At 69.1% G+C, this 11,117-nt stretch carries 10 protein-coding genes; 2 read left to right on the forward strand and 8 right to left on the reverse strand.

Features of this window, described 5'->3' with window-relative positions; genetic code table 11:
• Window positions 1-176: 176 nt before the first annotated feature.
• Entirely contained in the window at window positions 177-974 is a 798-nt protein-coding gene (locus ACIQTP_RS18025) for an ABC transporter substrate-binding protein (protein WP_403400895.1), read from the forward strand.
• A 585-nt stretch (window positions 975-1,559) separates the two neighbouring features.
• Here the strand turns inward: ACIQTP_RS18025 and ACIQTP_RS18030 are convergent.
• The 7 genes from ACIQTP_RS18030 to ACIQTP_RS18060 form a co-directional block, all read right to left on the reverse strand.
• Window positions 1,560-1,757, reverse strand: a complete 198-nt coding sequence (locus tag ACIQTP_RS18030; protein WP_403400897.1) for a ferredoxin — start codon at window positions 1,755-1,757, stop codon at window positions 1,560-1,562.
• Between the two features lie 95 nt (window positions 1,758-1,852).
• A complete protein-coding gene (locus ACIQTP_RS18035) occupies window positions 1,853-3,073 on the reverse strand; it encodes a cytochrome P450 (RefSeq protein ID WP_403400899.1) in 1,221 nt (406 codons plus the stop codon).
• Between the two features lie 519 nt (window positions 3,074-3,592).
• Window positions 3,593-5,224 carry a CocE/NonD family hydrolase gene (locus tag ACIQTP_RS18040; RefSeq protein WP_403400901.1) on the reverse strand — a complete coding sequence of 544 codons (1,632 nt, stop codon included), beginning with the start codon at window positions 5,222-5,224 and terminating at the stop codon, window positions 3,593-3,595.
• Window positions 5,225-5,317: 93 nt separating this feature from the next.
• The gene (locus ACIQTP_RS18045) at window positions 5,318-7,084 is read right to left on the reverse strand and encodes a sulfatase (protein WP_403400903.1); all 1,767 of its coding nucleotides are present in this window, start codon (window positions 7,082-7,084) and stop codon (window positions 5,318-5,320) included.
• A 37-nt stretch (window positions 7,085-7,121) separates the two neighbouring features.
• On the reverse strand, window positions 7,122-8,084 hold the full coding sequence (locus ACIQTP_RS18050; RefSeq protein WP_403400905.1) for a formylglycine-generating enzyme family protein: 963 nt from the start codon (window positions 8,082-8,084) through the stop codon (window positions 7,122-7,124).
• A 231-nt stretch (window positions 8,085-8,315) separates the two neighbouring features.
• Window positions 8,316-8,867 carry an EamA family transporter gene (locus ACIQTP_RS18055; protein WP_403400907.1) on the reverse strand — a complete coding sequence of 184 codons (552 nt, stop codon included), beginning with the start codon at window positions 8,865-8,867 and terminating at the stop codon, window positions 8,316-8,318.
• Between the two features lie 292 nt (window positions 8,868-9,159).
• Window positions 9,160-10,134: a zinc-binding alcohol dehydrogenase family protein gene (locus tag ACIQTP_RS18060; RefSeq protein WP_403400909.1), complete on the reverse strand. Its 975-nt coding sequence runs from the start codon at window positions 10,132-10,134 to the stop codon at window positions 9,160-9,162.
• A gap of 139 nt (window positions 10,135-10,273) precedes the next feature.
• Here ACIQTP_RS18060 and ACIQTP_RS18065 point away from each other — a divergent pair, with 139 nt between their 5' ends.
• On the forward strand, window positions 10,274-10,618 hold the full coding sequence (locus tag ACIQTP_RS18065; RefSeq protein WP_390931002.1) for an ArsR family transcriptional regulator: 345 nt from the start codon (window positions 10,274-10,276) through the stop codon (window positions 10,616-10,618).
• A 229-nt stretch (window positions 10,619-10,847) separates the two neighbouring features.
• On the opposite strand, the gene ACIQTP_RS18070 is transcribed toward ACIQTP_RS18065, so the two are convergent.
• Complete coding sequence (locus ACIQTP_RS18070) at window positions 10,848-11,042, reverse strand: hypothetical protein (protein ID WP_403400911.1); 195 nt, start codon at window positions 11,040-11,042, stop codon at window positions 10,848-10,850.
• Between the last annotated feature and the right edge of the window lie 75 nt (window positions 11,043-11,117).

Below are 11,117 nucleotides of genomic sequence, written 5' to 3' on the forward strand. Positions count from 1 at the left end.
CCATGCCTACATTCAGGCGGCCCGCGTTCAGACTCCCGATCGCCGCGCTCGCTTTCACTGCGGTGACCAGCTTGGTGCTGGCGGGGTGTGCCGACCCCGAGCCCATCGCAAACGGCGAAAGGGCCGAGACCGCCGCGTCCGGCTCCGGATCTTCCGCCGCAACCGACACATGGGGTTTGAAGCCCGTCGACTCCGTGGTGGCACTGGTCCCCGACGAGTACAAGGGGAAGTCGATCACCAATGCGATCTACAACGACTTCCCTCCTGAGGAGTTCCTCCAGAACGGCAAGCTCGTCGGGATCCAGCCCGACTTCGCCCAGGCGATCAGTGAGGTCATGGGCGTGAAGTTCACGAACCAGTCGGTCGGGAACTTCGACTCCCTCATCCCGGGCATCGTCAGCAGTCGCTACCAGACGTCGACGGCCGACTTCGGTGTGACCAAGGACCGCCTCAAGCAGATCGACTTCGTGACCCAGTTCCCGATCGGCACCGGCTTCGCCGTGAAGGAGGGAACCAACATCAAGATCAACAAGGCCACCGACCTGTGCGGTCACAGCGTGAGCGTGGTCGCGGGCACCTACTACATCGACCAACTCAAGGACGCGAACAAAGACTGCGCCGCAGCCGGCCTGAAGGACATCACGCTGAAGACCTACCCCACCGACGGGGCCCGGGTCCTCGCCGTCACCAACGGGCGTGTGGAGATCACCGGAACCAACGAGGACACGATGGCCTACGCGATCGCCAGCCAGAACGTTCCGTTGGTCCTGCAGAAGTTCGTCTACGAGCCGGTCGAGCAGGCCATCGTGCTCCCGAAGGGCAGCAAGCTCGGCCCGGCCGTGCAGGCGGCGATGAAGGAAATCGTCGACAACGGGACCTACGTGAAGATCCTCAAGAAGTGGGGCGTGGAGCACGTCGCCTATGACTCGCCCGACCAGGTCAAGCTCCTCACCGACCCGTCGCAGGCATCCTGACCCCGTCGCCGATCCTCCGGAACGGCAGGAGAGCAGCAATCGACCTGCGGCAAGCGGCAGTTCGTCCAGCCCGACTGTGCGCTCGACGCCCACAGGGTCAAGAAGTCGCCGCTGCGCAAGTGCCTTGCCGCGGGTGAGGAACCACATCCAAGCGGTTGGCCCACAGCCTGTGTCTTCGACGCTGATCCAGCCCTGTGCCACCCCCGCACGGCGCGACGCCCCGACCGGCAGGTACGAGGAACGGCGGATTCCGATGACCGTCGCCAGACGTGCCACGCCTCGTGAGGGGTGTCGTCATACGCCCTTGTCCGGACGGGACATCGACGCGGCGAACGCCATCATGGTGCTTGGACGGAACGGACCGGACGGCGCAGGGGGCGCGATGGTCCCGTGCCGCCGCTCGGCGCCGGGCGATGCGGCAGAGTTCCACCTGAACGACTCCGGCGGGATGACTGCGCCTCGAACCAGCCCGGCGTCTCCGGTTTCGGTATCCCGGCGGAGTGACGACGTGGAGAGGCAGGGCACACACACGCATAAGCTGCCTGAACGTGCCCTGCCGCGGGTCCCGCGGGAGCGGCCGGCGCCCTATGCGTCGCTGAGCGTGATGGCGGCGGCGGGACAGACGGCAGCCGCGTCCCGGACGGCCGCATGCTGGTCCTCGACGGGTTCAGGGTCGAGCAGGACGACGATGCCGTCCTCGTCCCGCTGGTCGAAGACATCCGGTGCGGCCAGTACGCAACTCCCGGCGCCGCAGCACTTGTCCTCATCCACGATGACCTTCATGGTCGCTCCCTTCTGCGTGGCCGGCCTCTCGGCCGTGCCCTTGGTTGTTTTCTCGGTCGGCTCGGTTGTTGGCGCGGAGGTCTCGTCGGGGCGGGTCACCATCGCACGGGTACCTCTCGCAGTCCGCCGACGGTCAGCCCTTCGATCTGCTGCAACTCCGCGACGGGTACGGCCAGTTCGAGGCTCGGCAGTTTGTGCAGCAGGACCTCCAGGGCGACCTGGAGTTCGGTGCGGGCCAGGGACTGGCCCAGGCAGGAGTGGGCTCCGGCGCCGAAGGTGAGATGGGGGTTGGGGCTGCGGGTGAGGTCCATCTCGTCCGGGTCGGGGAAGACGTGCTCGTCGCGGTTGGCGGCGGACAGGGCGCAGAAGACAGTGGTGCCGCCCGGCAGCACCGCCCCGCCGACCTCGAAGTCCTCGGTCAGGTAGCGCCGGGCGCCGAAGCCGCCCAGGTTGGCGTCGGAGCGCAGCACCTCGTCGACCGCGGTGCGCACCAGGGAGGGGTTGGCCAGCAGACCTTCCCACCGGGTGCGGTCGGCCAGGAGCACGGCGATCATCTTGCCGATCATGTTCGCGGTGGTTTCGTGGCCGGCGACCAGGAGACCCATGCCGGTGCCGACGAGTTCGGGGTCGCTGAGTCCCTGGTCCTCCGCCCGGCTCTCCTCGATCAGCATGCTGATCACGTCATCACCGGGCTGGGCACGCTTGGCTACGACGAGGTCGGACATGTAGGTCACGAACTCGGTGTAGGCCGCCTTGGTCTCCTCCTTGGTGTAGCGGTCGACGTTCAGGAAGGCGTCGGACCAGTAGGAGAAGCGGTCCCGGTCCTCGGCGGGTGCGCCGAGGAGGTCGCAGATCACGTAGACCGGCAGCGGGAAGCCGAGGGCGGCCTTGAGGTCGGCGGGCCAACCGCTTCTGACCATGTCGTCGACGAGGGCTTCGGTCATGTCCACCATGCGGGGGCGCAGTGCCGTCATGCGCTTGGCGGTGAAGTACTTGGTCACAAGGCGGCGCCACCTCAGATGGCCGTCGCCCTTGAGCGGGACGGGCAGCGACATGTCGCTGTTGGTCGACACGCCGCCGGCCCCTTCCGGGGCGATCCTGGCGCCGGCGTCCTCTGCGGTGGGGCGGGAGAAGCGGGGGTCCGACAGGAGGGTCTTGACGTGGTCGTAGCGGGTCAGGAGGGTGCCCGTGTCTCCGCTGGGGAGTTCGACGGTGGCCACCGGGCACTGCTCGCGCAGCCGTTTCCAGTCGGCCGGGGGCTCCAGGGGCCCATTGGTGGGCAGTGGCAGACGAACGAGGGGGGCGTGCTGACTCATCGGGCATCTCCATGGGGGGAGGGTGCGTTTCGCGCAGCGGTAGCCGTCCGGCGGGGCGGGTGGGGCTCGCTGCTGTTGTGGCCTTCGCGTCATGGTTCGGTCGGGCCGCCCGGCTCTGGGGAAGGCGGGGGAAGGCGCTGCATGCGCTGGACCAGGTGACGGCTGAGGATCATGGGGGGAGCCTCGTCATTTAAATCAAGGGACTTATTTAAAATAGCGGCACAGGGATCTTTCTTCAAGGGGCGCTGAAGGTGTGGCCGGATGGAGTCCGTCGGCTGACACGCCACCCGGCTGGCCGTCGGGGCGGAACGCCGATCCTGCCAGGGGAAACGTCGAGATGGGCCAGGCGGCCGTCGCCGGCACGGCGCTGTGCTGGCGACGGAGAAGGGCCTAAGGGCGTCGACGGTGTCGAGCGCGGCGAAGCCCGTACCTCGCACGTTTCGAGCGTTGTCCTGCGACCTATTAAATCAATCAGGTGATTTACCTCTAGGGGGGTGGCATCTGTGCAAGTGCGGGACGTCATGCCGCCTGCCGGACCGGGAGGATGATCGCGGAGGGGCGTTCCGGGTCGTGGAATACCTGCTGGTCGGCGGCGCGGAGGGTGGTCGCGGTGGCGCGGGGTTCGCCGGTGCCGGGGTTGCGGTTGTAACGGGGGAAGGCTCCGCTGGATATCTGGACGCGGATGCGGTGACCGCGCTTGAAGCGGTACGCCGTCGGCCACAACCGTACGGTCGCGCGGGTGAGTTCGTCGGCATCGGTAAGGCTGGTCAGGCCGTCGCAGACGTTGACGGAACGGCCCTTCTCGTCGACGTCGCACAGACGGACGAAGACATCGGCGTACGGCAGGCTGGAGCGGAAGAAGATCTCCGCGCTGACCTCGCCGATCACCTCGACGTCCTGGTCCAGGACGGACGTCGTGTAGGTCAGGACGTCGGGCCGGGCCTCCAGCTTCGTCTGGTCGACGGAGCCCGCCTTGGCGGCGAAGGACATGCGGGCGCCGCCGAGGGCGGGGGTGGGGTCGGCCGGGTCGTAGCGGTAGCCGTCGGGGGCCGCGTCGGCGGGCGGCGGTTCGGTGGCCAGAGCGGTGCCCGGCCGGAGGTGGAAGCGCTGAGGCGCGTATCCGGGCGGCGGCCAGGAGGGGAAGTCGCGCCACTTGCCCTCGCCCATGACGAACAGGCGCACCGGGGCGCGTTCGGCGGACTGTTCGCCCCGGCACAGGGCGAGCCCGAAGTCGACCGCCTCGCGGGCCGACAGTCCGCCCACCTCGAGGGAGGTGTGGGGCCAGGGGCCGACGGTGAGGCGGAGGGGGGTGGAGCGCCCGGTGTCCTGCAGGACGCGGTAGTCACGGAGTTGGCCGGGCAGGAAGATGTCGTACCAGCCGCCGATCACGCTGGCAGGCGCGGTAATATTGGCGACGCGGTGGCGGTGGTCGGCCGCCGACCAGAACGGGTCGTCGGTGGGATGGGTGAGGATGTCCTGGATGTAGTCGAAGCGATGGCCCAGGGCGGCGGTGTCGGCCTGGCTCAATGGCAGTGTGCTCAGGGCACGCAGGGTCTTCTTCGCCCCCAACAGTTGGCGCGGCATCGCGAACCGACCTTCCTGGCCGGCGACCATGACGCCCCAGTTGAACGGGGTTTCCAACGAGAACGCGTCGCTGCGGAGGAAGTCCAGGGTGAGGGCTGATTCGGACACCACGGGGATTATGGCTTTGACCTGGGGCGGTACGGCGTCGGCGACCGCCCACTGGGTGAAGCCGCTATAGCTGGCGCCGACCAGGATCATCGACTCGCCGAACCAGGGCTGCTTGATCACCCAGTCGAGGGTGTCGAGGCCGTCGTCCCGCTCGCACCGCAGGGGGTCGAAGGGGCCGTCGGAGCCGAAGGTGCCGCGGGTGCTCTGGATGAGTACCTGGAAGCCTCGTTCGGCCAGCGGCCGGACCATCGGCTCGGCGGTCATGCCCGACCTGCCGTAGGGGAGGCGGACGAGTGCGGTCGGCAGGCCGTCGCCGCCGCTTTTCGGGGTCCAGCGGTCCGCCAGCAGCACGGCTCCGTCGCGCATCGGCACGCGCAGATCGTGCTCGACGGCCAGATCCCTGGTCGTGGCTGGAGGCAGGTGCAGCAGGCGCTGGAAGAGGTGGCTGTTGAGGTTCATCGGACGCGGTCTCCGTCGGCTGGCGGTGGGGCGTGAAGCGGCACGAAATTCAAATCAACGAGTTGATTTAAACGTAGCGTAGGGGGCACCGCCTCAGAGCGCCGTAAGCTCCTCCGCGAGCACACGCAGTGTCGCTGTCGGGAACATGCCGCCGGACAGCGCGGCGAGGGAGATCAGGGACGTCGAGCCGATCGTCTGGAGGAGCTCGGTGTCGACCAGGGTGGGGGCGTGCGTGCGCAGGACCTCGACGGCTCTGGGGTCGGAGACCAGCGCCGTGATCGGAGTGCGCAGTGAGAAGCGGCCCGCGGGGAAGTCCTCCGGCCTGGGGAGCGGCTCGGCGGCCAGTTCGGCCTGGTGGCGTTGCGTGCGCACCAGGAGATGAGCGGCGGTAACCAGCCCGCCGGCAGGCAGGCCCAGGCGCTCGTACTGGCTCGCGGGGGCGTCGTTCGCGCGCATGAGGTCGACGAGCAGGCTCGCCATACGAAGCTCCACGGCGTCGTCGATCACCGGTGCGCGCTGCTCCGGATCGGTCCGCAGGTCGTAGAGGAGCGTGCCGAACCGGTACGGGTTGAAGAAGGTCCGTCCGTCCACCCGGATCGTGCGGACGCCCTTCGTGAAGGTGAAGGGCTCGGCCAGTTCGAGGCCGGACAACTCCTCGACGCTGAAGCGCCCGCGCATGTGGGTCGGCATCAACGTGTGCTCGTACAAAGGGGTGTTGTCGGCCGAGACGGGTGCGCGCATGTAGACGTACCGGCCGTCGGTGACGTTGACGTGCCCACCATGGATGCCGAACAGGCCTGCCTCACGCACCGGTTCGTCGGAGGTGACGGGAAGTGGGGAGCCCTGCATGTCGGTGGGGCGGTCCACGCCGAAGAACTCCAGCAGGGTGGGGGCCAGGTCGATGGTCTGCACGAGCGCCTCGCGGCGCTCGCCGGCGACGCCCGCCCGGGGGTCCCAGACGAACAGCGGGAGATGGACCAGCTCGTTGTGCCAGGGCTGTACGGACTTGCCCCACCAGTCCTTCTCGCCGAGCAGCAGACCGTGGTCGGTGCAGACGATCAGCAGTGTGTCGCGCCACAGGTCGTGTTCGTCCATCGCGTCCAGGACACGGCCGAGGGATTGGTCGCACATGGACAGCAGCGCGGCGTACTCGTGGCGGGCGTGCTGGACCTGTGCGTTCGTTTCGGTGACCTGCCGATAGTCCGGCCAGTCGAAGTGCGGGCCGTCGTAGTCCTCCGGGTAGAGGTCCTTGTACTGCTGGTGGCTGAAGAACGGCTCGTGCGGGTCGAAGGTCTCGATCTGCACGAACCAGCGGTCCTCGGCATGGTTGGTGCGGAGGAACTCCAGCCCCGCGTCGAAGGTGAGTGTCTGGGAGTGACGGTCCTCGGTCTGCATGTACAGCCGGTTGACCCAGTCCTGCCGGTAGCCCTCCAGCCGTAGCTCCTTGACGTCCTCGTCGGGCATGGGCGGATCGGCGACGTGCCCCTTCCACGGGTCGCCCTCCTGACCGCGGAAGAACTCCCACGTGTTGTACCGGCCGTGGTAGGTCGCCCCGCCGTCCTCCCAGTAGTGGGGATGGTCGCTGGCCAGGTGTGTGTGCACGCCGCTGCGCTTGAGCAGCTCGGGCATCGAGTCGTCGAACGGCTCCAGCGGTCCCCAGCTGCGGTGCAGGAAGTTGTGGCGCCCGGTGTGGATCTCCCGGCGGGCCGGCATGCAGGGCATGGATCCCGCGTAGCAGTTGTCGAAGGTGGCGGTCCGCTCGGCCAGCCGCGCGAAGTTGGGGGCGTGGGTCCAGTCGCAGCCGTACGGCGGCAGCATGTGCCGGTTGAGGCTGTCGAACATCACCATGATGGCTTTCATGCCGTGGTGCTCCTTCGTCGGTCGGTCGTACGGCTGGTCACGCGGTGGTATCGGCGTCCCGGGCGCAGCGGAACCCGGTGTGACCGCTCGCCCCGTCGGGCGTGTTCGCGGTACGGGCGGCGACGCGGTACCGATTGCAGTAGGACTGGTGGCACAGGTGTGAGCCACCGCGGATGACCTTCTCCTGGCCGGTGGCGGGACCCTTCGGGTCGGTCGCCGTACCGGTCGGGTGGTCCACGGCCCACCAGTCGGCGCACCATTCCCACACGTTGCCCGAGGTGTTGTGGAGCCCGAATCCGTTGGGCTCGAAGGCGTCGACGGGTGCTGTGGCCCGGTGGCCGTCGGCTGCGGTGTTCTTGGTGGGGAAGGTGCCCCGCCAGATGTTGCAGCGGTACTCGCCGCCGGGGTCGAGTTCGTCGCCCCAGGGGTAGCGCTTCAGTTCCAGGCCGCCGCGCGCCGCGTACTCCCACTCGGCCTCGGTGGGCAGCCGCTTCCTCGCCCAGGCGCAGTACGCGGCGGCATCGTTCCACGAGATGTGCACCACCGGGTGGTTCTCGCGGCCTTCCAGCGTGCTGCCCGGGCCCTCGGGGTGGTCCCAGCGGGCGCCGGCGACCCCGCACCACCAGGGGGTGCGAGCCGGGCGGGGTGCCCCGCGTCGCAGTGCGGCGGGCAGGAAGCCCGCGAACACGTAGGACCACCCGATGTGTTCGGCTTCGGTGACATGGCCCGTGGCGTCGACGAACTCCGTGAATCTCTCGTTGCTGACGGCGAATGCGTCGATGTGGAAGGTGCTGACGTGCACCGACCGCACCGGCCCTTCGCCGTCCGCGGGGAACCCTTCGGCGTCATCGGCGCCCATCAGGAATCTGCCACCGGGGACGCGGACCATGCCGTCCAGGGAACCCCGGTGGTCGGCCGACGGCACGGTCACCGGCTGGGCGGCCGTCCTGCCGGCCGGGGGCGCACAGCAGGCGGGGCGCGAGGCGTGAGGGGTCTGCATGGTGCTCGGCTCCTGGTCGGGACGGGTGACGAGAGCTGTGGCGACCCTAGCCGTCAATTTTGTTGACCGATAGATTTTCATCACGGAAACACTGCGCGCACTCGGGGCGAGGTCGCCGGGGTGCGCCGCCGTCCGGCCCGACGCCCGCTGGGCGCTACTCGACCGGGACTGCGGAGTGCTTGCTCCCGGTCCGGGAAGGATCTTCAGCCTGTGTCGGTTCTCCCCTGGCGCTCACGTGCGAAGTGCGTCGCTTCCCGGCTCCCAGGAACGTGGCGGCCACGGAGGCGCAGGCCACCGCAGGGTGGCCAGGCCCTGGCCACCGCTGAGACGTCGCGCCATGCGGGAGGAGACGCGGATGTAGCCGGCCCAGCAGCACGCCGTCAACGCGGCCAGGGCGAGGCCGCCCAGGTCAAGGGGAACGCCGCCCCCGCTGAGCAGGAGGACACCGCCGGCCGCCAGGCATGCCGGGAGCAGGTCGGCCGCCCGTCGTGATCCGGCCAGGGCGATGGCGAACGGGCCGAGAAACTCGATGGTCGCCACGGCCCCCAGGGGGATGTGCTTCACCGCCTCGTAGAAAGCGAGATGGTGCGCCGCCAACAGGGCACCGGCGCCGATCACCGTCCCCCAGGCACTCTTTGTCGAGTTCAACGTCTGTCGCCGCGGGCGCCACAACAGGCAGAGAAGGACACCAGCGATCAGCAACCGGAGGAACACGACGCCCGCCGCACCCACCTGCGGATACACCTGAGGGGCGAAGGCCGCGCCGAACTGGATTCCGCACACGCCTCCCAGCACAAGTCCAGGGGCGGGTACCTTTCCCACGACCTCGGCAAACCCTCAGGTCACGTTGCTCTCATGCATTACTTTGTCCGAGTTCCTGTCGGGCGTTGCGGCGGGTGAGTTCGGTCTGGATCTCCCTCGCAGAGGCGGCGTCCAGGGGCAGGCCGGTGGCACGGACGCCGCTGCGGGCCGACGTTGTCCCGGTGCGTTCAAGGTGCGGGTGCTCTTGGGGCGCCTGGCGTCGGCGTTCCGCCCTGACTCACGTCCGGACTGTTTCCGGAGCGGTTGTGTTCAGTCAGGCGATCCGCAGCAGCAGCTTGCCCGTTGACGTGCGCCCGCCCATCAGGTCATGGGCCCCGGCCGCGTCCGCCAGCGGGAACTCCGCGGTGACCGGGAGGTTCACGGTGCCGTCGGTGACCGTACGGAAGGCACGCTCGACGAGCGAGCGCAGCGCCTCGGGCGCCGACTGCGCGAGAGCCAGGATGGAGAAGCCCCCCACCGAACGGCCCTGCGCGTAGAGCTCGGGCTGCCCGACGTGCCACGGCTCGGCCCCGCTCGCGTTGCCGAAGGACACCAGGCGACCGAAGACCGCCAGCGTGTCGAGGCCGCGGCGAAGGCTGTCGCCGCCCACCGGGTCGAGCACCAGGTCGACCCCCCGGCCGCCGGTGGCGCGGCGGACGTCGTCGGGGAAGGAGTCGGTCGTGAACACCTCGTCGTAGCCGTGCTTGAGAGCGTGCCCGGCCTTGGCCGTGGAGGAGACCACGCCGTACACCGCGCCGGCGCCCGCAGCCCGGGCCAACTGTCCGGCGACCGTGCCGATACCTCCCGCGGCGCCGTGCACCAGCACGGTCTCTCCGGCGCGCAGTCGTCCCACCTCGTGGAGGAGGGCGTGCGCGGTCGGCAGCACGGTGGGAAGCGTGGCCGCGGTCCGCAGGTCCAGGCCCTCGGGGAGCGGGAAGACAGTGGCGGTCTCGGCGACGACCACCTCGGCGTAGGCGCCGCTGTTGACGAGGGCGGCGACTTCCTGCCCCGGGCGCAGCCCCTCGACGCCGTGGCCGACGGCGCGGATCCGTCCGGAGACCTCCAGGCCGGGACGGAAGGGCAGCGCTTCCACCCTGTACCCCTCGGCGCGGGCCTTGAGGTCCGCGAAGTTCACGCCCACATAGGCGGCGTCGATGGTCACCTGGCCTGGCCCCGGCTCGGGCGTTTCGGTCTCCACTACCCTCAGCACCTCGGGACCGCCGTACTCCTGGAACTCGACTGCACGCATAAGCGGAACGCACCCTTCGATCAAGTGTTCAATGGAAAGCGAACACTGGGACTGTAAGATACTCATTGAACACTCGGCAAGCCGCTGGGGCACTCCTGTGGGGTGTCCCATAGGGGCTGCGCATGGCGGGGAGCGGGGCATGACGAAGCAGGCTGCAGGCGGCAGTCACCGTGCGGCGCCGGTGCACACGGATCCCGACGAGGTTTCCGTCCTGACCGCGCTGTCCGCGGTCGCCGATCCTGTGCGTGTCCAGCTGATCCGCGAGCTGGCGGGCTCCGCCGACTGGACGCGCAGCTGTGGCAGCTTCGACGTGCCGGTCGGTAAAGCGGCACTCAGCCACCACTTCTCGGTCCTGCGCGGCGCCGGCCTGGTCGAACAGCGCGACCAGGGTCCCAAGCGGGTCAACCGGCTGCGCCGCGAGGAGTTCGAGGCGCGCTTTCCCGGGCTGCTCGATCTGCTCCTCCGCGGCGACGGCACCGACTGACCAGGTGGCCTTGCGTGCCAACTCTGGTCAGTCATGAAGCACGCGTCGCGCCCATCGCTCCACCGCCATAGCTGCTGCCGGTCCGCCTGCCGCCAGGCCGTCGCCGCTGGGGGCGCGGCCCCGGTCCTGGGTGCCCATCGCTTCCTGGCCGTCGGGAAGGCAGGTGAGACCGAGATCGCGTCGGCGCCCTCGCCCATGCTCTGCCGGACGGCCCTCAGGGCGTCGCGGTTCACAGCGATCCCGGTGAGTGCGCGCCCTCGGCGACGAACCGCCGCACGGCGGCCGCGCCGATCCCACTGCCCGCGCTGGTGACCAGGGTGTGGTGCCCGGCGAAGCGATCCGCGATCGCGGTTGTGGTCGGCCGGACCGCCGTAGCGGTGTTCGCGTGCGATCCCGAAGGGCCCTGAGTGCTCCAGCAGGACACCTGAGTGTGCTCCGGGCGCGCTGTTCACGAGAGCTTGCGCTCACCCTGGTCCCCAAATTTTTTGAGTGATAGATT

Source organism: Streptomyces sp. NPDC090798 (assembly GCF_044768965.1).
In the GTDB taxonomy this organism is placed as follows: Bacteria; Actinomycetota; Actinomycetes; order Streptomycetales; family Streptomycetaceae; genus Streptomyces.

Bases quoted from the DNA above. Each gene is read 5' to 3' on its own strand.
- ACIQTP_RS18060 (WP_403400909.1), bottom strand. From the start codon at position 10,134: ATGCGTGCAGTCGAGTTCCAGGAGTACGGCGGTCCCGAGGTGCTGAGG.
- ACIQTP_RS18045 (WP_403400903.1), bottom strand. From the start codon at position 7,084: ATGAAAGCCATCATGGTGATGTTCGACAGCCTCAACCGGCACATGCTG.
- ACIQTP_RS18035 (WP_403400899.1), bottom strand. From the start codon at position 3,073: ATGAGTCAGCACGCCCCCCTCGTTCGTCTGCCACTGCCCACCAATGGG.
- ACIQTP_RS18050 (WP_403400905.1), bottom strand. From the start codon at position 8,084: ATGCAGACCCCTCACGCCTCGCGCCCCGCCTGCTGTGCGCCCCCGGCC.
- ACIQTP_RS18065 (WP_390931002.1), top strand. From the start codon at position 10,274: ATGACGAAGCAGGCTGCAGGCGGCAGTCACCGTGCGGCGCCGGTGCAC.
- ACIQTP_RS18030 (WP_403400897.1), bottom strand. From the start codon at position 1,757: ATGAAGGTCATCGTGGATGAGGACAAGTGCTGCGGCGCCGGGAGTTGC.
- ACIQTP_RS18040 (WP_403400901.1), bottom strand. From the start codon at position 5,224: ATGAACCTCAACAGCCACCTCTTCCAGCGCCTGCTGCACCTGCCTCCA.